This is a genomic window from Methylobacterium gnaphalii, from assembly GCF_007992215.1.
GTDB lineage: Bacteria > Pseudomonadota > Alphaproteobacteria > Rhizobiales > Beijerinckiaceae > Methylobacterium > Methylobacterium gnaphalii.
Genome location: NZ_BJZV01000013.1, coordinates 130,226 through 152,403 on the forward strand (window position 1 = coordinate 130,226; position 22,178 = coordinate 152,403).

Genomic DNA, 22,178 nt, shown 5'->3' on the forward strand with positions numbered 1-22,178 from the left:
GGCTTGGAACTGCCATGAAGTCGCACCAAATTGACGTCATAGGCATTTCCATCGCGCACGATTCGATCGTCCCTAACCCGACGAGCCCGCGGCCGAACGCATGATCGTCTGTTCCTGTAACGTCCTCTCGGATGGCCAAGTCCGTGGTTGCGTCACGCCGGGTCCCGGCTGCCCGCGAACACCTGCGCAGGTCTATGCTTGCCTCGGATGCAGCGCGAAATGCGGGCGCTGTGCGCGCACCATCCGCGCCATCATGCAGACGGCCCTGATGGAAGCAGGGGCCGATGCACATGCCTCATGCGCAACGAGCTGCTCGACCCCTTGCAGTTTGGGACAGTTCCAAACTACAGAGAACCTCGAAGAGGTCGCAGCCTAGACGTTCCGTCGCACCAGCTACGACCCTCCCATACGAGAGGAGAGTAGCGAATGAAGGGCGATGCCAAGGTCATCGAGTATCTCAACCGGGGCCTACGCAGCGAGCTGACCGCCGTGAGCCAGTACTGGCTCCATTTCCGCATGCTCAACGATTGGGGCTACGTCGAGCTCGCCAAGTTCTGGCGCAAGGAATCGATTGAGGAAATGAACCACGCGGACCGGTTCATCGACCGGATCCTGTTCCTCGACGGCTTCCCGAACCTGCAGGAGCTCGACCCGCTGCGGATCGGCCAGAACGTCCAGGAAATCATCGAGTGCGATCTCGCCGCCGAGAACGAGGCGCGCGCGCTCTATCTCGAAGCTGCGAAGTACTGCGAGTCGATCAACGATCGCGTCTCGAAGAACCTGTTCGAGCTGCTCGCGACCGACGAGGAAGGCCATATCGACTTCCTCGAGACCCAGCTCGACTTGATCGGCCAGATCGGCCTGCCGCTCTACGCGCAGAAGCACGTCGGCGGATTGGAGCAGATCCAGCCCGAGCAAGATTGAGATCATACAATAAGTCTAGCCGCGGCAGCGGGAGCTGCCGCGGCCAACCTTGCGATGGGGAAGTGACCGGCGCCGTCCGGCCGTAGCGTGATCGACGGCGGTGTGCGACATCAGGCGAAGCGAATGCCCCGGGGGCCAACAGGCTCGGCCGGGTGGCATACCGCCTGTCTCCCATGAGCGAATCCCGTTGAGTAAGCGCAGGTCCACACCACGCCGGGCATCCGAGACTCCCCTGGAGGACATCGGCGAGGCGCTTACGCCCAACCCGCTGCTCAAGCCCGAGCAGCGCACCGACGACATCGATCAGTCGATCCGCCCCTTAAGCCTGACCGAGTTCATCGGCCAGAGGGCTGGCCGCGCTCAGCTGAAGCTCGCGATCGACTCCGCAAAGTCGCGCAAGGATGCCCTCGACCACGTGCTCTTCGTCGGGCCGCCCGGCCTCGGCAAGACGACGCTGGCGCAGATCGTGGCACGAGAGCTCGGGGTCAACTTCCGTTCGACCTCCGGCCCGGTCATCGCGAAAGCGGGCGATCTCGCCGCCCAGCTCACCAATCTCGAAGAGGGTGACGTCCTCTTCATCGACGAAATCCACCGTCTCAACCCGGCCGTGGAGGAGATTCTCTATCCGGCCATGGAGGATTATCAGCTCGACCTCATCATCGGAGAGGGGCCGGCGGCGCGCTCGGTGAAGATCGAGCTCCCGAAATTCACCCTCGTCGGCGCCACGACCCGCGCGGGCCTGCTGACGACGCCGCTGCGCGACCGCTTCGGCATCCCGATCCGGCTCGAATTCTACGATATCGACGAGTTGGAGCAGATCGTGGCCCGCGGCGCGCGCGTGCTCGGCCTGCCGATGGCGGCGGAGGGCGCCAACGAGATCGCCAAGCGTGCCCGCGGCACGCCGCGCATTGCCGGCCGGCTGCTGCGCCGGGTGCGCGACTTCGCCGTGGTCTCGGAGGCCGAGAGCGTGACGCGTGCCGTCGCCGACCGTGCGCTGAAGCTCCTCGACGTGGACCCGGCAGGGCTCGACGTAATGGACCGCAAGTATCTGACGATGATCGCCTCGTCCTTCGGCGGCGGCCCCGTCGGCATCGAGACTATCGCCGCAGCGCTCTCCGAGCCGCGCGACGCCATCGAGGACATCATCGAGCCCTACCTGATCCAGAAGGGCTTCGTGCAGCGCACGCCCCGCGGACGCGTGCTCACCGCCCATTCCTTCCGGCATCTCGGATTGGCCGAGCCGAAACGCGATTCCGGCACGCAGTTCGGCTTCTTCTCCGACGACGATACCTGAGCACGTCGTGCGCGTGGCGATCTGCGGCGGGGATCAGCCCTGCCGCTGCGCCTGGGTCACCGCCACGTGGATCAGCTCGGCCAGCGTGCGCACGCCGAGCTTCTGACGCATCTGCGAGCAGGCGTTGGTGACGGTCTTGTAGCTGACCGACAGTTCCGAGGCGATGGTGCCGTAGGATTTGCCCTGGGCGAGCCGCGACAGGATCTGCTGCTCGCGCGGCGTCAACTGAGTCTCCGGCGCGCGGCGCGGGTCGGCCCTGAGCATCGCCACTTCGGTGGCAAGCCGGCGGTCGAGATAGACCTCGCCGATGCGCACCTGCTCGAAGGCCTGGAACAGCTCGTTCGAGGCGTGATCCTTGAGCACGTAGCCGAGCGCCCCGGCCTCCAGAGCGCGCGAGACGATGACCGGATCGTTGTGCATCGAGAAGACGAGGATGCGCGTGCTCGGCTCGACGGCCCGCATGCGCCGGATCAGGCCGAGCCCGGCGAGGCCGTTACCCTGGAAGGTCAGGTCACAGATGACCACGGGCGGCCGCAGGCGGAAGAAGGCGCGGTAACCCGACACGACGCCGGTCGCCTCGGCGACGGTCTCGATGCCGGCATCTTCCAGCACGCGCCGGCATCCCTGCAGCACGATTGGATGGTCGTCGATGACGAGCACCGGCAGCAGGGCGCGGGTCTTGGTCGGGTCGGGGCGGGTCAGGGCGTTCATGGTGCTGGCACGTTCAGGACGAGGGCGGGGCGGGCGGATCCTCGGACCGGACATCCTCGGCTTCCTCGGGCTCGATGGGGATGGCAATTCGCACAACCGCTCCGGGAGCTGCATTGTCAAGCGTGAAGCTGCCGTCGAGGGCCTCGACGCGCTCGCGCATTCCGGACAGGCCCAGTCCGGTGCCATGTCCGGGTTTCAGTCCGCTGCCGTCGTCGCGGATCTCGACATGCAGGGTCGCAATGCCCCGGCCCGGCTCGCGACTCTCCCTGGCCTGCGCCGAGACATGGGTCGCGTTGCCGTGGCGCACGGCGTTGGTCATGCTCTCCTGGATACAGCGGAACACGGTCAGGTCGACGAGATCGCCGTAGCAGCGGGCCAGCCCCTCGAAACGGCCCTCGAAGGCCGTGCCGGGATGGCGGCGCCCGAAATCCGCGAGCAGCAGGTAGAGGCATTCGGCCAGCGGCACCTGTCCGAGGGCATGCGGACGGAGCCGGTTCAGGAGTTCGCGGTTGCGCGCCTGGACTTGGGCGACGATGCCGCTGATCTCAGCGGCGCGCGCCGCGAGCTTGCGGCGGTCGGGCGCGTTCTCGCCTTCCGCGATCCGCGCGACGGAGGCGGCATTCGCCTCCAGCGCGAACAGGCACGGGCCGAATTCGTCGTGCAGTTCGAGGGCGATGCGGCGCCCCTCATCGTCCTGCGCCGTGAGCAGTTGCCGATTGAGCCGGCCATTGGCGGCGCGGGCCTCGGCGAGAGCGCCGGCGACTCTGTTGAAGCGCTCGGCAATCACCGCCAGCTCGCGCGAGGCCGGAAGATCGAGATGCGCGGTATAATCGTGCCGCTCGAGGCGGGTCAGGCCGTCGGCGAGGCGTTCGAGGGGCTTCAGGACGCGCCCGAAGGCGATCGTGAGCGCGGCCAGCACGGCGAGGTTGAGCAGCAGGCTCGCCAGCGACAATGACACTGCGTAACCCCAGACCTCGTCGATCTCGTCCAGGGGTTCGGCCGTGACCACCGCCTTGCCGATGGGGTTGCCGTTCACAACGATCGGCAACTCGTGCTGCTCGGGCGGCGGGGCGATCAGCGCCACGAACCAGGCGGGGGCGACGTGGTCGTCGCGCCGCAGGTCCGGCAGCACGAAACCGATGCGCTCGCCGGCAGCGTCGAACACCGCGACCCGCACATGTCGCAGGGTTTGCAGGCGCAGATCGAGCGTATGAAGTAGGTTCTCCGGCGTGGGGTTGCGCGCCATGCGAATGGTATCGGCGACGAGCGGCTCCACCGTGGCCCGCGTCGCGTTCATCTCCACCTTCACGGCCGAGCGCGCGTTCAGCACCAGCACCGCGCAGCAGACAATCGCTGCGATCACGTCGATGGCAAGCACCACGACGACGAGCCGCGTGCGTGTCGGCAGGCTCGCCCAGACCGAAGCGCGGCCAGGCATCGCATCCCGCTCCGCGTCCCGGTGCTCGAACTCCGCGCTCTTCGGCATCATGGTCATCGGCGCGGCAATCAGATCGCCGTCCTGTCCGTTCGCGCGCAGTCGACCGGGATATTTCGGCAATCGATCATCGGATAAGTCACTTGTTTCCTTGCTGTTTCCGCTCGGTCTGCAACCTTGCCGATCGCCGGGGGGATGTCCATGTCGCAGACTGTGCGGACGCACTGATGATTCTCTTAAAGACGTCCCAAGCCGCGAGTGGTGCGAGCGATCGGCCCAGCGGCTGCGCCCGAGTCGAGCCCGGGCGATTGTAACAGCGGCGAGACTCTCGCCGCGCACCATCTCGGGATCACTCAAGTGCAGGGCAGTGACCCTTTCTTAATCGAGACAGCCTAGATCAGTTTTTGTGTAAATGCTGAACCGCGACGACTTCGCTCGGCGCTTCAGACATCTTGTGGCCGCAATGTCGGGGTCGAGTCGTTGCCATTGTACAACGTTCGCGAGTCCGATCTGATGACGGTGAACATCGATCCGTCCGAGGTCCGAGCCCGTACCTCCGCCATGCCTGTGGCTGCGAAGGCGCGCCGGCGGCTTCCGCTGCGCGCGATGCTGATCGGCGGCCTCGGCGGCGCCGGGTTGATCGCCTTCACCGTTGGCGCCTTCTCGTTCTTCTCGACGCTCGCCGATCCGCGCATCCGCATATCCCGGCCGATGCCGGTCGCCGCGTTGATGCCCGACCTGAAGGACGGCCTGCCGGAGCTCGTCGAGGGGCCCGTGCAGAAGTCGGCGACGTTCAACCTTCCGCGGCCCGAGACTGCCGAACCTGCTCCGGCGCAGCCAGCCCCCGTCGAGCAAGCCGCCACGCCGCCGGCCGCCGAGCCCGCGCCGGTCGAACACGCAGCCTTCGATCCGCAAGCTCCGGCCTTGCGCAGCGGCACGACACCGCCGCCGATCCAGAACGCCCCGACCGTCCCGGCCACGCGCACCGTCGCCGTGGTTGCGCCCCCGGCCCGGCCCGCGGCGACGATCCCGCCAGCCCGCACCGAGACGGTGAAGGCGAAGCCGGTTCAGGCGAATGCCGTCGCCGCAGTCGCCCCGAGCCGGGAGGCCGAGCCCCTTGTGGAGCCGGCCTCGACCGCGACCGTGTCATCTCCGGCCGCGGTCCAGCCACCTCGCAAGCCCGTCGCCGCCAAGCCGGCTGTCCAGAAGACGGCGGCACGGAAGACCCCGGCAGCGAAGACAGTGGCGGATGCCGAGCCTGCGGCCGCCGGCACGCCCGCCGCCACAGCGTCCGACGATTCCGACATCCCGGGCGCCCAGCAGCTCCGGGCCGGCGTCAAGGCGATCACGGGCCTCTTCGGCGGCGACAAGGACGAGTAGTCGTCGCACCTTCGCCGACGGCCACCTCCTCGTCAGCCCGGAATCGCTGCCACGGCAGCGAGGGTGAAGACACGCGAGCCGGCGCGATCAGGGCATCGCGCCGGCGCTCATCGCCCCCGAACTCGCAAGTCTGTGACGCCGCGGGGCCGTACTCAGGTGTGGGACGGCCTGCCCGTCAGACGCCCGCGCAGGCGATCGACGTCTCGTCGTCAGCCCTGCCGCCGCTTCGGCTTGCCAGCCTCGCGCTGATGCTTGTTGGCGCGCGGCGAGCGTTGCTTCGGCGGCGGAGCGCCCTCTGCCGCAATCCTCTCGATCGCGACGTCCGGCGGCCCGCGTTTGGCGAAGGCTTCCGCGAACCCGGCGGCGGCGGTACCACGGATCTCGAACTTGGTCTCGCGCTCGAAAATCCGGATCGCTCCGATATCACCGCGTCCGATGCCGCCGCGGCGCGACAGCATCGGCAGGAGCCGGCGCGGATCGGCGGAATCGCGTCGTCCGAGATTGAGCCGGAACCAGACGGAGGGGCCATCGTCGCCGACGCGCGGCGCGCCGACCGGTGCGCCGCCGCGCTCGCCATCGGCACCCCTTCGCTGGCTCTGGCGAGAATCGGTTGAAAAGTTCGGGTCGCCGACCTCTTCCGGCGCCGGGATGCGGGCGCGATAGGCGCGCACCAGAGCAGCGGCCAGGTTTTCCGGCGGGAGCTGGGCGAGCAGCGCCTCGGCCCACTCGCGATCCTCCTCGTTCGGCTCCTCGGCGAAGGACGGATCGCCGAGCATCCGCTCGCGGTCGAGCACGCGAACCTCCTCGGCGGTGGGTGGCCCGCTCCACTCGAAGCTCACGCCGGCAATCGCCAGCATCTGCTCGGCGCGGCGGCGGCGCGAGGCGGGGACGAGGAGCACGCTGGTGCCCTTGCGTCCGGCGCGGCCGGTGCGGCCGCTGCGGTGCTGCATGACTTCGGCGTCATGCGGCAGATCGGCATGGATGACGAGGTCGAGCCCCGGCAGGTCGATGCCGCGGGCGGCGACGTCGGTGGCGACGCAGACCCGCGCCCGACCATCGCGCAGGGCCTGGAGTGCGGCGTTGCGCTCGCCCTGGCCGAGCTCGCCCGAGAGCGCAACGGCGGTGAAGCCGCGTTCGATCAGCGAGGCCTGGAGGTGGCGCACGCCCTCGCGGGTGTTGCAGAAGACGATCGAGGTCGGCGCATCGACGTAGCGCAGCACGTTGACCACGGCATGCTCGATCTCGCGCGGAAACACCCGCACCGCCCGGTACTGGATGTCCGCATGCCCGCGCGCGGCTCCGGCCACTGCAAGCCGCAGAGCGTCGCGCTGGTAGCGCTGGGCGAGCGCGGTGATGAGCTTCGGCAGCGTGGCAGAGAACAGCAGCGTGCGCCGCGTCGCAGGCGCCGCGGAGAGAATGAACTCGAGATCGTCGCGGAATCCGAGGTCGAGCATCTCGTCGGCCTCGTCGAGCACGACGGCCGAGAGCGTCTCGGTCTTCAGGCGGCCGCGCTCGATATGGTCGCGCAGGCGGCCGGGGGTGCCGACCACGATATGGACCCCAGCATCGAGCGCCCTCGCCTCCCGACGCGGGTCCATGCCGCCGACGCAGGGCACGACGCGGGCGCCGGTCTCGGCATAGAGCCAGGACAGCTCGCGCTCGACCTGCAGCGCCAGTTCGCGCGTCGGCGCGATCACCAGCGCGAGCGGCGCACCAGGAGGCGGCAGAGTCTCGTCCTCGCGGAGCAGGCGCTCGGCAACGGCGATGCCGAAGGCCACGGTCTTGCCCGAGCCGGTCTGAGCAGAGACCAGCAGGTCGCGCCCTTGGGAGGCGGCATCGAGCACGGCCTCCTGAACCGGGGTCGGCTCTTCGTAGCCGCGCGCGGCGAGCGTCCGCGCGAGCGGGGCTGGGAGTATCGGAAACGGCACGGGCAATCGACCTTGGAATCTTGGGGCGGGCAGCACAAGGCCGCCCGTGATCCCTCCGGCCGCGGGCCGGTCTCGGATGAAAAGCAGACGCGCTTCCTACGCTTCCCTGCCCCGGAAGGCCACGGCCCGGGACGCATGACGCTCGTGCGATGGGACACGTCGCGCACTGACTGCAAAATCCGCAGGCCGGTCATCGGGTTGTCGCACCCGAGGGCCCATGCCACGAGACCCTTCGGTCGGAGGAAGGGGAGCGGATGGAAACGGTGCTGCGCTTGGTAGTCGCCTGGGCGAGCGTTGCGGCATTCGCCGTCTTCGGCACGGGCTGGCTGGGTGAGCTGTCCTCGCCGCTCTGGGCCAGCGGCCTGTTCCTGTGGCTGTTCGTCGTCATCATCTGGTCGGCCTTCGGCGTGGTGCACGAGGCCGAGGACCTCGCCCACCGCCTCGGCGAACCGCTCGGCACCCTGATCCTCACCCTCTCCATCGTCGTGATCGAGGTGGTTCTGGTCTCGGCCGTGATGCTCTCGGCCAAGGACGCCCCAACCCTCGGCCGCGACACGATGTTTGCCGTGTTGATGATCGTGCTGAACGGCGTCGTCGGCCTTGGGCTACTGATCGGCGGCCTGCGCCACCACCAGCAGCGCTACAACCTCAAGGGTGCAGCCTCCTTCCTCTCGGTGATCATCCCGCTGACGGTGATCGCGCTGATCATTCCGAACTTCACGACCTCGACGACGAACGGCTCTCTCACCCGGTTTCAGGCAATCTCGTTCTCGATCTTCACGATCGCGCTCTATGGCGTGTTCCTGCTGATCCAGACCAACCGGCACAGGAGCTTCTTCCTGGAGGCCGGGACCGAGGAGACCGAGACCACGGCCGACGGGCACAAGGGCGACGCCTCGGCCAAGGCCGTGCTGATCCATACGGCTCTGCTGCTGGCCAACATCCTGCCGATCGTTCTGCTCGCCAAGAGCCTCGCCAAGCTGCTCGACCACGGCATCGCCGCGCTCGGTGCGCCTCAAGCGCTCGGCGGCGTGCTCATCGCCGCCATCGTCTTCACGCCCGAGGGGATCAGCGCGCTCAAGGCGGTCTCGCGCAACGAGCTGCAGCGGGCGATCAATCTCTGCCTCGGGGCCGCTACCTCGACGGTGGGGCTGACCGTGCCGGCAATCCTCGCCGTGGGCCTCGTCACGCACCAGACGGTGATCCTCGGCCTCGCGCCGACCGAGATGACGCTGCTCGCGGTCACCTTGATCCTGAGCACTTTGACCTTCTCCGGCACGCGCACGACGGTGCTCGAGGGCGCGGTGCACCTGGTGCTGTTCTTCGTCTATCTGACGCTGATCTTCTCGCCGTGAGGTGACGGCGCGCGGGTCAGCCGCCGAAGCGTTCGGTGCGGATGGTGCCAGGCTTCACGCCGGCATCGACGAGAAGATCGGAGACCGCACTGACGAAGGCATTGCCGCCGCAGACGAAGACGTGGCGGGGCGTGCCGAGGTGGTCCAGGGCCGTCTCGATCATCACCCGGTCGACATGCCGTCCGGCGGTGGCGCCCTCTCGGGTGGTCAGTAGCGTCAGGTCGAAACCGGGCTCGTCGCGGGAGCGGGCCTGCAGCTCCTCCCGCAGGATCGCCTCCGACGCCTCGCGCACGGAATAGATCAGCAGCATGGGCGTCTCGCTGCCCGTCTCGGCGCGCGCGCGCAGCATCGAGAGCAGCGGAACTACGCCGGAGCCGCCGCCGATGAGAAGCACGGGGCCGCCATCCTCCGGCGACCAGACGAAGGAGCCGCCGATCGGCCCGCGCAGCTCGACCTCGTCGCCGACCTGCGCGATGTCGGCGAAGTAGCTCGATACCTCGCCGCCGGTGAGCCCCTCGATCATCAGCTCGAGCCCGTCTGTATCGCCGGGAGCGGAGGCGATGGAGTAGCTGCGCTGCGCCTGATAGCCGTCCGGCGCGGTGAGCCGAAGCTCGACGTGCTGGCCAGCCCGATGCGTCCCGTCGAGTCCTGTAAAACGCACGCTCTTCACGCGTGGCGTGACCGGCGTGATCGCGCCAATCCTGGCTGTACGCCAGGCTACCCTGTCTGCGGCCACGTCAGTCTCCGGTGAAGCGCTGCTCGCGCCAGGGGTCGCCATACATGTGATAGCCGCGAAGCTCCCAGAAGCCGGCCTCGTCCTTCCGGGTGAAGCGCAAGCCCTTCACCCATTTCGGGCTCTTCCAGAAGTAGAGATGCGGCACGAGAAGCCGGGCCGGGCCACCATGGTCGGGCGGGATCGGCCGGCCCTCATAGGAGGTCGCCACCATCGCCCGTCCGCCGATGAGGTCCGCAACGGGGACGTTGGTGGTGTAGTCGTCGAAGCCCTCGAACAGCGTGAAGTCCGTCGGCGGCTCGATCCCGGCATCGGCTAGGATGTCGTCGAAGCTCACGCCTGCCCAGGCCGTGTCAAATTTCGACCACTTGGTGACGCAGTGGATATCGCCCTTCCAGCGGGTCTGCGGCAGCCGCGCGAACTCGTCCCAGGTCCAGCTCTTCAGGGGCCGCGGCCCGTCGCGCAACGTGAAGCTCCAGGTCTCCTCCGTCACCCGAGGCGTCGGCCCGAGCTGCAGCACGGGGAAATCCTCGGTGAGGTACTGGCCCGGCGGCAGTCGCGCGGCAACGTCCGCCTTCGGCGGACGGCCCGTAAAGCCCCGTGTCACCATCGGTCTCTCCTCTCGCTCGCCACGCCCAGCCTCAGCGACCCGATATGCCCTCTGGGCTGCCGGAGTTCAAAGGCCGGGTCGGCGCGCCGGACTACTTGGCAGCTTGAGGCCCGTAGGGCGGGCGGGGAATCGCACGGTGGGCGGCGCGCAGGGCGGCGGACCAGCGCTCGCGCAGATCGTGGAAATAGGGCTCGCCGGCCTCGATGCGATGGTCGACTTCCAGGGTAAGGGCGTTGCGGCGCGCTACGGCAATGTCGATCGGCAGGCCCACGCCGAGATTCGAGCGCATCGTCGAATCCATCGAGACCAGGGCGACCTTCAACGCGTCGTAGAGATCGAGCCGCGAGGTCACGGCCCGGTCGAGGATCGGCTTTCCGTATTTGTGCTCGCCGATCTGCAGGAAGGGCGAATCCTTCCCGCACTCGATGAAGTTGCCGGCGGAGTAGATCATGAACAGGCGCATCTCGCCGGTGCCGATCTGTCCGCCGAGCAGAAGGGAAACCTCGAAGCGGAGATTGGCCCGCTCGAAGCCCTCGTGCTCGATCTTGCCGACCTGGCGGACCGCGCGGCCGACGAGCTGTGCCGCCTTGAACATGCTCGGCATGTCTTCGAGCTTTTCCGGCGGCTGCCCCTCGACGTCGTCGACGCCCTCCCGCAGCAGGCTCAACACGGATTGCGTCACCGAAAGGTTGCCGGCCGAGGCCAGCATGATCACGCGCTCGCCCGGCGCGTTGAACAGGTGCAGCTTGCGGAAGGTCGAGATGTTGTCGAGCCCCGCATTGGTGCGGGTGTCGGCAATCATCACCAGCCCCTCCTCGACGAGAACTCCGACGCAGTAGGTCATCGCGACAGAGGCCTCGTCACGGAGAATATCGGTCGTCCGGATCGCATATCGGGCCCTCGCGGCGCAAGACGTCGGTCGGCCACGGCTCGGTCAGCCCTGCGACTGGCTCTGCTGCCCCCGGCCCTGACTCTGCGCCTGCGTCGCCTCGTCGACGCGCAGATGCACCTCCAGGCCTTCCCGGCCGCCGCCGAGGCGGCTGCCGCGGATCGGGGCTGCGCCGAGATAGTCGAGGCCGATCGCGACGCGGATATGCGCCTCGGTCGTCGAGATGCCGTTGGCGGCATCGAAACCGACCCAGCCGAGCCCCGGCACCAGCGCCTCGGCCCAGGCATGGCCGGCATGCTGCTCGTCGACCCCGTCGCCGCGCCGAAAATAGCCGGAGACGTAGCGGGTCGGGATCTCGAGGTGGCGCGCCGCGGCGATGAAGATGTGGGACATATCCTGGCAGACGCCCTTGCCGGCCTCGAACGATGCCGAAGCCGTGGTGCTGGCGCTGGTCGGTCCCGGCTCGAAGGTTACGCGTTCGGGGATCGCCGCGAGCAGCTTGTGCAGCACCGCCAGGCGCTCGCCTGCGCCGGACGTCGCCTCGTGCGCGAAGGCCTGGATCTCGGGGCTCGGCTCGGTCAGCGGTGTCTCGCGCAGGTAGAACGGCTCGGGCAGCCGCTCGACGGCGCCGCGCACGATGCCGGCCGTGTCGAAGGTCTCGACCTCGCCTGTGACGCGCACCGTGAGTGCGTCGGCCGCCTCGTCCGCGGTGAACCAGTGGACGATGTTGCCGAAGCCGTCCTCGCGGACCGTCAGCCTGCCGTCGGCCGAGGGCTCGATCCGCCACTGGCGCACGTGCTGGCCATCATGGTCGCGCGGGGTCAGCCGGAGCACCTGGATCAGGCCGCGGGCTGGTTGCTCGTAGGTGTAGATCGTGTCGTGAACGACGCGGATGCGCATGCCTCGGTCCCGGATGCCTGGGGTGAGCGGGGAGCGGTCTGTGCGAGCCTAAACCAGATACTGGTCGCTGATCGCCGCGCCGAGCTTGTTGTTCTCGCCGATGAAGGCTTCGATGAACTCGTGCAGTCCCGAGGCGAAGATCCGGTCGATGTCGGCGTTGTGCAGGCAGCTGCGTAGGTTGCTTGCCAGTCGCTGGCTCTCCCCGCGACGCCCGTAGGAATCGGCGATCAGGTCGAGATGTTCCACCAGCATGCCGACACAGTTGGTGAGCGAGCGCGGCATCTGGCGATTGAAGATCAAGAGGTCTGCGACGAGCACCGGCTTGATGCTCTCGCGATAGACCCAGTGATAGGCGTTGAACGCGGAGACCTCGCGCAGGATCGTGGTCCACTGGAAGTAGTCGAGGGTGCCGCCGACCCGTTCCGAGGCCGGAAGCAGGATCTGATATTTCACGTCGAGGATGCGGGCCGTGTTGTCGGCCCGCTCGATCGCCATGCCGAGGCGGGTGAACCAGTAGCCGTCGTTGCGCAGCATGGTGCGGTAGGCCGAGCCATCGAAGGCGAGCGAGACCTGCTTCACCCAGTCCAGGAACTGCGAGAACTCGTCCCGCGACAGCTCGCGGCCCTCGTAGCTGCGCAGCTCCAGCCAGGCGCCGTTGATCGCATCCCACATCTCGGTGGTGAGCGCCGTGCGGATCGCGCGGGCGTTCTCGCGCGCGGTCTCGATGCAGGAGCGGATCGAGGATGGGTTGTGGCGTGAGAAGGCGAGAAAGTCGCAGACGGTGCGCTCGTTGACGGCGTCGTAATGCTTCTTGAACTCGTCGGCATCGCCCGTGGATTCGAGCGCCGACGCCCACTCGTTGCTGGTACGCCCACCATAGCTCGACGGCAGGGCGGCAAGGCGATGCGCCGCATCGAGGATGCGCGCGACGAAATCGGCACGCTCTGCGTAGCGCGAGAGCCAGTAGAGGTTGTCGGCGGTGCGGGACAGCATGGCTCAGGTCACTGCTGCATCCGGCCAGGAGCGGCCGATATCAGGGAAGAGGGCAGAAACACCGCCCTGCGGCGTATGATTGCTCGAAAAGCAGGCAAATGCCGGCGGTTTGAGCGGCTCCATCGGAGTGCCGCTCCCGTCAGTGCCTGGGAGACGCGCAATCCGGTCAAGCGTCGAGAACCCAGGTGTCCTTGGTGCCCCCGCCCTGGCTCGAATTGACCACGAGCGAACCCTCCTTGAGTGCGACGCGGGTGAGGCCGCCGGGCACGATGCGGATCTCGTCGGCACCGGCGAGCACGAACGGGCGCAGGTCCACGTGGCGCGGCGCGACGCCCGAGGCGACGAAGGTCGGGCAGGTGGAGAGCGACAGCGTCGGCTGGGCGATGAACCCGTCGGGCGCATGACGCAGCCGCTTGCCGAACTCCTCGATCTCGCGCCGCGTCGCGTGCGGCCCGACCAGCATGCCATAGCCGCCCGAGCCGTTGACCTCCTTCACGACGAGATCCTTGAGGTTGTCCATCACGTAGGAGAAGGCCTCCTTCTCGCGGCAGCGATAGGTCGGCACGTTGTGCAGGATCGGCTCCTCGCCGGTGAAGAACTTCACGATCTCGGGCATGTAGCTGTAGACGGCCTTGTCGTCCGAGATCCCGGTGCCGACGGCGTTCGACAACGTGACGTTGCCGCGCTCGTAGGCGTTCATCAGGCCCGGCACGCCGAGGACACTATCGGGCCGGAACACGAGCGGATCGAGGAATGCGTCGTCGAGACGGCGGTAGATCACGTCGACCCGGCGCGGCCCCTCGGTCGTGCGCATGTAGACGACGTCGTCCTTGGTGAAGAGGTCGCCCGCCTCCACCAGCTCGACGCCGAGCTTATCGGCCAGGAACGAGTGCTCGTAGAAGGCCGAGTTGTAGCGGCCGGGCGTGAGCAGCACGACGGTGGGATCGCGCGTTGCCGATTGCGGAGCGAGGCTGCGCAGGGTCGCGAGCAGGGCGTCGGGATAGTTCTCCACCGGCGCGACGCGGTGGCGCGAGAACAGCTCCGGGAAGAGCCGCATCATCACCTCGCGGTTCTCCAGCATGTAGGAGACCCCGGACGGCGTGCGGGCATTGTCCTCGAGGACGAAAAAGTCGTTCTCCCCGGTGCGGACGATGTCGATGCCGGCGATGTGAACGTAGAGGTCGTGCGGCACCCGGAAGGCGCGCATCTCCATCTGATAGTGTTGGTTGCGATAGACGAGATCGGCCGGGATCACGCCCGCCTTGATGCACTCCTCGGCACCGTAGATATCGTTGAGGAACATGTTCAGCGCGGTGACGCGCTGCTTCAGTCCCCGCTCCAGAAAGTCCCATTCTGGCTTGGTCAGAACACGCGGAATAATGTCGAAAGGGATCAGCCGCTCGGTGGAATCACTGGAGCCGTAGACGGCAAAGGTGATGCCGATGCGCCGAAACAGCATTTCGGCCTGGCTGCGGCGGGTGTTGAAATGTTCGGGCGGGGTGTTGTCGAGCCAAGCCTTCAGAGTGTCGTAGGCGTCGCGGACCGGCCCTCCGGCGGGCAGATCTCCCGGCCCGTTCATTTCATCGAAGGCTTTCCCCAGCGCCATCCGAGACTCCCCTAGCTCTCGGTTCACCTAGGCAAGAGGCAGGCCAGGGGAAGACCCTGGGCCAACCACGATTTCAGATGAGCTTCAATCCCTTGAAGCTCGCATGGCCATCGCGGCCGAGGATGATGTGGTCGTGCACGACGATTCCGAGCGGATCGAGCACCGAGACGATCTCGCGGGTCATCTTGATGTCGGCCGCCGAGGGTTTGGGATCTCCGGACGGGTGGTTGTGGGCAAGGATGATCGCCGTGGCGTTGAGTTCGAGAGCGCGCTTGGCCACCTCGCGCGGATAGACCGGCGTATGGTCGACCGTCCCGCGGCCCTGCACCTCGTCGCGAATGAGATGGTTGCGCTTATCCAGGAAGAGCACGCGAAATTCTTCCCGGCCCGCGAAGGCCATCGCCGTTCGCAGGTATTCGAGAAGGGCAGTCCAGGATGAGAGGAGGGGCCGTCCTCGAAGGGCCCTTCGACCGATCTGTTGACCGGCGACGGCAACGATCTGCAGGTCGGCGATGACACCGGTGCTGACGCCGTCGATCTTCGCGAGTTGCTCTGGATCGGCGGTCAGGACCTGGGCGAAGGAGCCGAAGCGGTCGACCAATGCCTTGGCGAGCGGCTTCACGTCCTTGCGGGGAATCGAACGGAACAGAACGACCTCGAGGAGTTCGTAGTCCGCCAGCGCATCGGGCCCAGCCTTGAGAAGGCGCTCGCGCAGCCGCTCACGGTGGCCGACATAGTGCGGCTCCTCCGGCTTGGACGCAGGCGCCGCGCCGAGCAGGTCGGGCGTCGCGGGTGGGAGCACCCGGCTCTTCACGGCCGCAGACTTTCGCTCAGACCTGCGGCTTCGGCTGGTCGAGCCCCTTCGGCGACAGGGTGAAGATCTCGTAGCCCGTCTCGGTGACCGCGACGGTGTGCTCGAACTGCGCGGAGAGCGAGCGGTCACGGGTCACCGCTGTCCAGCCGTCGGAAAGCACCTTCACTGACGGGCGGCCGAGATTGATCATCGGCTCGACGGTGAAGAACTGGCCGGGCTTCAGCGGCACGTCGTAGCTCGCCTCGACGTAGTGCAGGATGGTCGGGGCATCGTGATAGACGCGGCCGAGGCCGTGGCCGCAGAAATCGCGCACGACCGAGCAGCGCTCGGCCTCGGCGAAGCTCTGGATGGCGTGGCCGATATCGGTGGTCGAGCCCCCGGGCCGGATCGCCTGGATGCCGCGCATCAGCGACTCGTAGGTGATCTCGCAGAGGCGCTGGGCCTTGCGCGGCACCTCGCCGACATAGGCCATGCGGCTCGAATCCCCGTGCCAGCCATCGACGATGAGACAGATGTCGAGGTTGACGATGTCGCCCTCGCGCAGCGGCTTGTCGTTCGGGATGCCGTGGCAGACGACGTGGTTGATCGAGGTGCAGATCGACTTCGGATAGCCGCGATACATCAGCGAGGCCGGGTAGGCGCCGTGATCCATGGCGAAGGTGAAGGCGAGCCGGTCGAGATACTCGGTCGTGACGCCGGGCTGCGTCGCCTCGACAAGGAGATCGAGGGCCTCGGCCGTGAGGCGGCCGGCGCGGCGCATGCCCTCGAAGCCCTCCGGACCGTGGATCGGCGGCTCTGGCGAACGCCGGCTTGCGGCGGCGACGGCCTGGTCTTCTCGGCTCATGGATCTTTACTTGGAAGCGTCTGGTCGATTGTCTGTCTACGCCCGGTCGCAGGTGCCGCCAACCCTTCCGAAGCTCAATAGAGCGGCGGCAGCGCGACGTTCGGGATCGCGAAGGGCCCGAGCATCAATCGTCCCCCGGCGAGCTTCACCGTCGGGATCGGCTGCAGGGCGGAATCGCCCGGTGCGCTCCCAGCCGCTGCCTCGGGTTCGCGCCGCTTCATCCCGCCCAGGAACTGGCCGACGAGGTTGCCGATCAGCGCGCCCTTCTCGTTGCCGAAGCGCTTGCCCATGATCTGACCGATGAGATCGCCGAGCCCGGCGGCGCGGACGTCGAACTGCCCCTCCGGCCGGTGCGCCTCGTCGAGCCCCACCTCGCCCTTGGCCTGAAGGCGCCGGTCGCCCTTGATCAGAGAGAGCGCGGTGATGTCGAGCTGGCCCTCGGCCAATCGCCAAGCCTCCAGTTCGCGCTCCACGGCGCGGGTGCGCAGCACGGTGGCACGCTCCAGCGTCGCATCGAGCGCGGCCTCCAGCGGATCGGCATTGCCGAGAATCGGATCGAGCAGCGGAAGCACACCGTCGGTCAGGCGCAAGTTGAGATCGACGGCGCCATCCGACTCGAAACGGCCCGGGGTCGGACGCGCGTGCATCTCGAGATGCTTGGCCGCGAAATCGACGGGACCGGGCGCGCCGCCGCGGACGCTGCCCTTCGGACCGTCGACGACGAGAGAGGCGCGCACGAACCCGTCTGAGGCGCCGTGAAAGCTGCCCTCCAGCGACGTCCAGTTCACGTCACCGGTGAGATCGCCCTGCTCGACATGGAACGGGCCCGTCGCTTCCAGGATGGCGTGGCGCGGCTGGTAGATCTGCACCAGGACCGTCAGCGGCCCAAGGCTGAAGCCGCCATCCGAGCGCGCGAATTTGAGGGATGAGCAGCGCAGTTCCAGCCGGAACGGAAAGCCGGTGATCGTGCGGTCGGCACAGGTCCAGTTGCGCCCAGCCGCCGCCTCGCGGCCAAGCCAGGCATCCATCTCGGAAGCCGCCTTGCCGCGCACCCAGAACCAGCCGGCCGACCAGAGCAGAGCCAGCACGAGCAGCAGGATGTAGGGGAGGAACAGCCCGAGCCGCGAGCGGCGGCGCTCGCCCGCGGGCGTCGGTTCGGTCCTCGGCTCGGATCCCTGCGCCATCACGGTTCCTCGGCTCTGCCCCGACATCGCGGGCGGCCGTCTTTGACGACAGGAGCCTCGTCGGCGCAAGGGCGCTGGAGCGGCCGCTCAGTTCAGGGCTGCGGCCGGAATGTCCAGATCCTCCAGCACGGCGCGGCGCTCGTCCTCGGTCTGGGCGAGGCGATGGACATGCATCTCGGTAGCGCCACGGCGGGCGACATGCGCCAGCCAGCCGCGCTTCAGCCGCTCGCGTGGGCTTTCACCCGAGGTCGCCACGCAGACGGGCTGCGCAATGCCGGCCCCGTCGCGCCGCACGGCGATCACCACGGCATCGCCCATCTCTGCAAGATCGGGCTCGGCCATATCGTGCACGCCCACGACGTAGCGGCGGCCGGACCGGCCACGCCAGGCACTCAGGGTGACGGCCGGCGTGCCGCGAAGGCTTGCTACGGTTCTCAGTCGCTCCTCGGCCATCGGTGCTCTCCGTCCCTCTGCTCCGTCCCCAGCGAGATTGCCTGAGGAACGAAGCGATGTTCCTGTTATGTTCTCATTTAGGAGTGGTTTCCCGGCTTCGTCAAGCGCTGGTTTCCACGCGGATATCCACCGGTCGTCCGCAGGCTGGTCAGCCGTTCGCGAGTGGCAGGTCCGGCGCTCGGCCGTCCGGAACGCCGTCGAAGCCCTCGAGCCAGGCGCGACGCTCGGGCGAGTCGGCCGGATAGGGGCAGGAATCCTTCGGGCGACCCTGCGCACGCGCGCGGGCACCCTCGGCGCTGGCATCCTTCCTGGGATCGGGCTCGTCGCTCATGCGACGGATATGGAGTCCCTTGGGCACCTCGCCAACGGGGACGGCCGCGACCTATCGGCTGCTCGCCTCGACATTGCCCGGCGGGCCGCGCCAGCCGGTCTCGACCGCGAAATCCGCGCCCTTCGCCGCGTCGGAATCCTCGCCGACGAAGACGCGGTAATCGCCCGCCTCCACCACCAGCGTGCCGTCCGCCTCGTGATAGCCGAGATCGCGGGATGGAATGCGGAAGCGCGCAACCCCCGTCTCGCCGGGTGCCAGAGTCAGAGGCACGGCGCCCTTGAGCAGGCGTAGGGGTCGGCTGCGGCTGGCCACGGGCTGGCTGAGATAGAGCTGCGCCACCGTACGGCCGGCCCGCATGCCGGTATTGGTGACGGTGGTCCTGACCTCCAGCGACGCCTCGTGGCGGTCTCCGACGCCCACCTTCGGCGTCAGCACCTCCGGCTCGCCATAGGCGAAGTGGGTATAGGTGAGGCCGTAACCGAACGGGAAGAGCGGCGAGATGGTCTCGTCGGTGTAGCCGAGCGTCCAGCGTGCCCCGTCGATATGCGGGCGCCCGCCCGCGCGGCGGTCGTAGCTCATCGGCAACTGGCCGACCGTGCGCGGCCAGCTCACCGGCAGCTTGCCCGAGGGGGCGGCGTCGCCGAACAGCGTCTCGGCCACGGCCGGGCCGCCCTCGGTGCCGGGAATCCAGACCATCAACGCGGCCTGTGCCCGGTCGATCGCCTCGTGCAACTCGACGGGACGGCCGCCGAAGACCAGCATCACCAGCGGCTTGCCGGTGGCGGCAACCTCCCTGATCAGGTCCTGCTGCACGCCCCGCATGCCGAGATAGGCGCGAGAGGAGCCCTCCCCGGACTGGTCGCGCCCCTCTCCCACCACGGCGATGACGAGATCGGCCGCCTTCGCCGCCTCCACCGCCTTCGGAAAGTCGCTGCGGTCAGCGCAGATCCGGTCGCAGCCGGGGGCGAAGTCGAGGGTGATCCCGGCCTTCTCGGCCCGCTCGGCGAGGCCGGCGCGGATCGAGATCACGTCATCGACCTGGCCGTTGCCCTCATGCGGGCCGACCTGATCCCATTTGGACTCGGCGAAGGGCCCGACGAGCGCGATCCGCTTCACCTTCGTGGGGTCGATCGGGAGCAGGTCGCCCCGGTTCTTGAGCAGCACGAGGCTGGCACGCGCCGCCTCGCGGGCGACCGTGCGGGTCTCGCGCGTGAGCAGCTTGCCTTCGGCGGTCGCCGGGTCGAGCAGCGGACGGTCGAACAGGCCGAGGCCGAATTTCAGGCGCAGCACGCGGCGCACGGAGGCGTCGAGGGAGGCCTGCGAGATCCTCCCGGCCCTCACCTCCTCCGGCAGGTGCTTCACGAACAGCCCGCTGGTCATGTCCATGTCCACGCCGGCCGAGAAGGCCTTGCGGGTCGCCTCGGCACCGTCCTTGGCCACGCCGTGCTTAACCAGGCTCGCAACCGCCTCCCAGTCGGCGATGGCCACGCCCTTGAAGCCGAGCTCGCGCCGCAGGATCTGCGTCATGAGGTGGCCGTCGGCCGTCGTCGGCAGGCCGTTGAGCGCGGTCAGCGCGGTCATCACCGCGTCCGCGCCCGCGCGGATGCCGTCGCGGAACGGCGGCAGGTGGGTATCGTAGAGCTCGGTGGGCGGCACCCAGGTCACATCGTAGTCGCGCCCGCCATAGACGGCGCTGTAGCCGGCGAAGTGCTTCAGGGTGGAGGCGACGCCGCCGTCGCGAAAACCTTCGACCTGGGCGGCGGCGAACTGGCCGGTCAGCCAGGGATCCTCGCCGAGACCCTCGACCACGCGACCCCAGCGCAGGTCGCGGGCGACATCGGCCATCGGCGCGAAGGACCAGTTGACGCCGACGGCGAGACTTTCCCGCGCCGCCGCCGCGGTCGCACGCCGCACGAGGCCGGGATCGAAGCTCGCCGCCATGCCGATCGGCAGCGGCAGCACGGTGCGGTAGCCGTGGACGATGTCGAGGCCGACCAGCAGGGGAATGCCGAGCCGCGAGGAGCGGGCATAGGAGTCGATGGTGGAGGCGAGGTGCTGGTTCGAGAAGTTGATGACGGCCCCCACCTCGCCGCGCCGGACGCTCTCGGGGTCGAAGCCGGGTTCGAGCGAGACGAGGTTGAGCTGGCCGGCCTTCTCCTCCAGCGTCATCTTGCCGAGCAGCGTCTCGAGGCGCTCGTCGAGCGTCTCGGCTCGGGCCAGCGACACGGCGCCCATGAGCGCAGCCGCCGCGATGACGCGTGCGCTGATCCGAATAGCCGTTGCCTGCATCGTCTCCTCCCCGATCGACCGCGACGGCTCCTGGCCGCGTTCTCGATCGACGCGAGGGACCAACTCGCTGATCAGGATGGCTTAATTGCGCCGAAAACCGTCCCCGGTCAGGCGGTCACCGCCCGCCGTCCACGCCGCAGCATCCAGGCGCCGCCGAGGATCGCGAACCAGACCGGCGAGACCGCCAGTGCCAGCCGCGTATCGGCCTCCAGGGTCAGGAGCACGATGATGAAGGCGAAGAAGGCGAGGCAGGCATAGCACATCACCACGCCGGCCGGCATCTTGTAGACGGAGCGGGCATGGAGCTCCGGCCTGTTCTTCCGATAGGCGAGATACGAGAACAGGATCAGCGCCCAGACGAACATGAACAGGACGGCGGACAGCGTGGTCACCAGGGTGAAGGCCTCGCCGAGATCCGGCACGAGGTAGATCAGCAATACGCCGCTGAGCAGGCAGAGGCCGGTGAAGTAGAGGCCGACCGAGGGCACGCGCTGGGCCGAAAGACGGCCGAAGGCCGCCGGCGCATCGTTCTTGTCGGCGAGGCCATAGAGCATCCGGCTCGTCGAGAAGATGCCGCTATTGGCCGAGGAGGCCGCCGAGGACATCACCACGAGGTTCACGAAGGCGGCGGCCGCCGGCAGGCCGGCAAGCACGAACAGCTCGACGAAGGGGCTCTTGTCGGCGCTGAGCGTCTTCCAGGGCGTCACCGCCATGATCACGGCGAGCGCGCCGAGATAGAAGAGCAGGATGCGGATCGGGATCGCGTTGATGGCACGCGGCAGGGTCTTCTCCGGGTCGCGCGTCTCGGCCGCCGTGGTGCCCACGAGCTCGATCCCGACGAAGGCGAAGACCGCGATCTGGAACCCCGCGAAGAACCCCCACAGCCCCGTCGGAAACAGCCCGTCGCGGGTGATGTTGGAGAGCTCCGCCTTCGCACCGGAGGGCGCGGTGAAGCCGGTGGCGACCAGGGCGATGCCGACGAAGATCAGCGCCAGGATCGCGACGATCTTGATCATCGCGAACCAGAATTCGAGCTCGCCGAAGGCGCGCACGTTGACGAGGTTCAGGCCGAGCAGCAGCGCGACGCAGGCAAGGGCCGGGATCCAGCTCGGCACCAGCGGAATGAAGAACTTGGCATAGGCTGCGATAGCCACGACCTCGGCGATGGCGGTGACGATCCAGCAGAACCAGTAGGTCCAGCCGATGAAGAACCCGGCCCAGGGCCCGAGCAGATCGTCGGCGAAGTCCGTGAAGGACTTGTAGGCGAGGTTCGAGAGCAGCAGCTCGCCGAGCGCCCGCATCACGAAGAACAGCATCACGCCGATGACCAGGTAGACCAGCAGGATGGAGGGACCGGCGACCGAGATGGTCTTGCCGGAGCCCATGAACAGACCCGTGCCGATGGCGCCGCCGAGCGCCATCATCTGGATGTGACGATTCTCGAGACTGCGCTCGAGCCCGCGACCACTCCTCGCCATCACCATCCCCCAAGCTAGGCCCTAGGG

At 68.0% G+C, this 22,178-nt stretch carries 21 protein-coding genes; 5 read left to right on the top strand and 16 right to left on the bottom strand.

The features are described from left to right. Positions 1-100 precede the first annotated feature (100 nt). The 3 genes from MGN01_RS24140 to ruvB all read left to right on the top strand — a co-directional run bounded on the left by MGN01_RS24140 (position 101) and on the right by ruvB (position 2,218). Positions 101-376 (top strand): (2Fe-2S)-binding protein, encoded by a 276-nt coding sequence (locus MGN01_RS24140; RefSeq protein ID WP_147047032.1) that lies wholly within the window; start codon positions 101-103, stop codon positions 374-376. 50 nt (positions 377-426) lie between these two features. Next, entirely contained in the window at positions 427-924 is a 498-nt protein-coding gene (bfr, locus tag MGN01_RS12965) for a bacterioferritin (RefSeq protein ID WP_147047033.1), read from the top strand. 241 nt (positions 925-1,165) lie between these two features. Further along, entirely contained in the window at positions 1,166-2,218 is a 1,053-nt protein-coding gene (gene ruvB / locus MGN01_RS12970) for a Holliday junction branch migration DNA helicase RuvB (RefSeq protein ID WP_210246076.1), read from the top strand. Between the two features lie 33 nt (positions 2,219-2,251). On the opposite strand, the gene MGN01_RS12975 is transcribed toward ruvB, so the two are convergent. Next, complete coding sequence (locus MGN01_RS12975; RefSeq protein WP_147047034.1) at positions 2,252-2,929, bottom strand: response regulator transcription factor; 678 nt, start codon at positions 2,927-2,929, stop codon at positions 2,252-2,254. Between the two features lie 13 nt (positions 2,930-2,942). Next, positions 2,943-4,415 carry an ATP-binding protein gene (locus MGN01_RS12980; protein ID WP_373319136.1) on the bottom strand — a complete coding sequence of 491 codons (1,473 nt, stop codon included), beginning with the start codon at positions 4,413-4,415 and terminating at the stop codon, positions 2,943-2,945. A 462-nt stretch (positions 4,416-4,877) separates the two neighbouring features. On the opposite strand from MGN01_RS12980, the gene MGN01_RS12985 reads away from it, so the two are divergent. After that, a complete protein-coding gene (locus tag MGN01_RS12985) occupies positions 4,878-5,744 on the top strand; it encodes a hypothetical protein (RefSeq protein ID WP_147047035.1) in 867 nt (288 codons plus the stop codon). Positions 5,745-5,953: 209 nt separating this feature from the next. On the opposite strand, the gene MGN01_RS12990 is transcribed toward MGN01_RS12985, so the two are convergent. Then, positions 5,954-7,672 carry a DEAD/DEAH box helicase gene (locus MGN01_RS12990; RefSeq protein ID WP_147047036.1) on the bottom strand — a complete coding sequence of 573 codons (1,719 nt, stop codon included), beginning with the start codon at positions 7,670-7,672 and terminating at the stop codon, positions 5,954-5,956. Positions 7,673-7,926: 254 nt separating this feature from the next. Here MGN01_RS12990 and MGN01_RS12995 point away from each other — a divergent pair, with 254 nt between their 5' ends. Beyond that, the gene (locus tag MGN01_RS12995) at positions 7,927-9,027 is read left to right on the top strand and encodes a calcium:cation antiporter (protein WP_147047037.1); all 1,101 of its coding nucleotides are present in this window, start codon (positions 7,927-7,929) and stop codon (positions 9,025-9,027) included. A gap of 16 nt (positions 9,028-9,043) precedes the next feature. Here the strand turns inward: MGN01_RS12995 and MGN01_RS13000 are convergent, their stop codons facing one another. The 13 genes from MGN01_RS13000 to cycA form a co-directional block, all read right to left on the bottom strand. Next, complete coding sequence (locus MGN01_RS13000) at positions 9,044-9,805, bottom strand: ferredoxin reductase (protein ID WP_147047038.1); 762 nt, start codon at positions 9,803-9,805, stop codon at positions 9,044-9,046. Then, positions 9,765-10,370 (bottom strand): sulfite oxidase-like oxidoreductase, encoded by a 606-nt coding sequence (locus tag MGN01_RS13005; RefSeq protein ID WP_147047039.1) that lies wholly within the window; start codon positions 10,368-10,370, stop codon positions 9,765-9,767. Before MGN01_RS13005 ends, MGN01_RS13000 begins: the two co-directional genes overlap by 41 nt. A gap of 91 nt (positions 10,371-10,461) precedes the next feature. Then, on the bottom strand, positions 10,462-11,214 hold the full coding sequence (locus tag MGN01_RS13010; protein ID WP_147047040.1) for a proteasome-type protease: 753 nt from the start codon (positions 11,212-11,214) through the stop codon (positions 10,462-10,464). Positions 11,215-11,304: 90 nt separating this feature from the next. Further along, the gene (locus MGN01_RS13015) at positions 11,305-12,159 is read right to left on the bottom strand and encodes a transglutaminase family protein (RefSeq protein ID WP_147047041.1); all 855 of its coding nucleotides are present in this window, start codon (positions 12,157-12,159) and stop codon (positions 11,305-11,307) included. A gap of 48 nt (positions 12,160-12,207) precedes the next feature. Next, positions 12,208-13,152, bottom strand: a complete 945-nt coding sequence (locus MGN01_RS13020) for an alpha-E domain-containing protein (RefSeq protein WP_147047042.1) — start codon at positions 13,150-13,152, stop codon at positions 12,208-12,210. A 166-nt stretch (positions 13,153-13,318) separates the two neighbouring features. Next, complete coding sequence (locus MGN01_RS13025) at positions 13,319-14,758, bottom strand: circularly permuted type 2 ATP-grasp protein (RefSeq protein ID WP_147047043.1); 1,440 nt, start codon at positions 14,756-14,758, stop codon at positions 13,319-13,321. 73 nt (positions 14,759-14,831) lie between these two features. Further along, complete coding sequence (gene radC, locus MGN01_RS13030) at positions 14,832-15,572, bottom strand: RadC family protein (protein ID WP_147047044.1); 741 nt, start codon at positions 15,570-15,572, stop codon at positions 14,832-14,834. Between the two features lie 16 nt (positions 15,573-15,588). After that, on the bottom strand, positions 15,589-16,416 hold the full coding sequence (gene map / locus MGN01_RS13035) for a type I methionyl aminopeptidase (protein WP_147047045.1): 828 nt from the start codon (positions 16,414-16,416) through the stop codon (positions 15,589-15,591). Positions 16,417-16,490: 74 nt separating this feature from the next. Continuing rightward, positions 16,491-17,600, bottom strand: coding sequence for a DUF2125 domain-containing protein (locus MGN01_RS13040; protein ID WP_147047046.1), 1,110 nt, complete (start codon positions 17,598-17,600; stop codon positions 16,491-16,493). 87 nt (positions 17,601-17,687) lie between these two features. Continuing rightward, complete coding sequence (locus MGN01_RS13045) at positions 17,688-18,053, bottom strand: hypothetical protein (RefSeq protein ID WP_147047047.1); 366 nt, start codon at positions 18,051-18,053, stop codon at positions 17,688-17,690. Between the two features lie 148 nt (positions 18,054-18,201). After that, positions 18,202-18,384, bottom strand: coding sequence for a ribosome modulation factor (locus MGN01_RS13050; protein WP_147047048.1), 183 nt, complete (start codon positions 18,382-18,384; stop codon positions 18,202-18,204). A gap of 51 nt (positions 18,385-18,435) precedes the next feature. Beyond that, positions 18,436-20,673 carry a glycoside hydrolase family 3 N-terminal domain-containing protein gene (locus MGN01_RS13055; RefSeq protein WP_147047049.1) on the bottom strand — a complete coding sequence of 746 codons (2,238 nt, stop codon included), beginning with the start codon at positions 20,671-20,673 and terminating at the stop codon, positions 18,436-18,438. Positions 20,674-20,780: 107 nt separating this feature from the next. After that, on the bottom strand, positions 20,781-22,151 hold the full coding sequence (gene cycA, locus MGN01_RS13060; protein ID WP_238258556.1) for a D-serine/D-alanine/glycine transporter: 1,371 nt from the start codon (positions 22,149-22,151) through the stop codon (positions 20,781-20,783). Positions 22,152-22,178: the final 27 nt, after the last annotated feature.

Coding starts and splice junctions, on each gene's coding strand:
- MGN01_RS12975 (WP_147047034.1), bottom strand. CDS start 2,929: ATGAACGCCCTGACCCGCCCCGACCCGACCAAGACCCGCGCCCTGCTG.
- MGN01_RS12985 (WP_147047035.1), top strand. CDS start 4,878: ATGACGGTGAACATCGATCCGTCCGAGGTCCGAGCCCGTACCTCCGCC.
- MGN01_RS24140 (WP_147047032.1), top strand. CDS start 101: ATGATCGTCTGTTCCTGTAACGTCCTCTCGGATGGCCAAGTCCGTGGT.
- MGN01_RS13040 (WP_147047046.1), bottom strand. CDS start 17,600: ATGGCGCAGGGATCCGAGCCGAGGACCGAACCGACGCCCGCGGGCGAG.
- MGN01_RS13015 (WP_147047041.1), bottom strand. CDS start 12,159: ATGCGCATCCGCGTCGTTCACGACACGATCTACACCTACGAGCAACCA.
- MGN01_RS12980 (WP_373319136.1), bottom strand. CDS start 4,415: ATGCCGAAGAGCGCGGAGTTCGAGCACCGGGACGCGGAGCGGGATGCG.
- cycA (WP_238258556.1), bottom strand. CDS start 22,151: ATGGCGAGGAGTGGTCGCGGGCTCGAGCGCAGTCTCGAGAATCGTCAC.
- MGN01_RS13045 (WP_147047047.1), bottom strand. CDS start 18,053: ATGGCCGAGGAGCGACTGAGAACCGTAGCAAGCCTTCGCGGCACGCCG.
- bfr (WP_147047033.1), top strand. CDS start 427: ATGAAGGGCGATGCCAAGGTCATCGAGTATCTCAACCGGGGCCTACGC.
- MGN01_RS13050 (WP_147047048.1), bottom strand. CDS start 18,384: ATGAGCGACGAGCCCGATCCCAGGAAGGATGCCAGCGCCGAGGGTGCC.
- map (WP_147047045.1), bottom strand. CDS start 16,416: ATGAGCCGAGAAGACCAGGCCGTCGCCGCCGCAAGCCGGCGTTCGCCA.
- MGN01_RS13000 (WP_147047038.1), bottom strand. CDS start 9,805: ATGGCGACCCCTGGCGCGAGCAGCGCTTCACCGGAGACTGACGTGGCC.
- MGN01_RS12995 (WP_147047037.1), top strand. CDS start 7,927: ATGGAAACGGTGCTGCGCTTGGTAGTCGCCTGGGCGAGCGTTGCGGCA.
- MGN01_RS13025 (WP_147047043.1), bottom strand. CDS start 14,758: ATGGCGCTGGGGAAAGCCTTCGATGAAATGAACGGGCCGGGAGATCTG.
- MGN01_RS13005 (WP_147047039.1), bottom strand. CDS start 10,370: ATGGTGACACGGGGCTTTACGGGCCGTCCGCCGAAGGCGGACGTTGCC.
- MGN01_RS13020 (WP_147047042.1), bottom strand. CDS start 13,152: ATGCTGTCCCGCACCGCCGACAACCTCTACTGGCTCTCGCGCTACGCA.
- MGN01_RS13055 (WP_147047049.1), bottom strand. CDS start 20,673: ATGCAGGCAACGGCTATTCGGATCAGCGCACGCGTCATCGCGGCGGCT.
- MGN01_RS13010 (WP_147047040.1), bottom strand. CDS start 11,214: ATGACCTACTGCGTCGGAGTTCTCGTCGAGGAGGGGCTGGTGATGATT.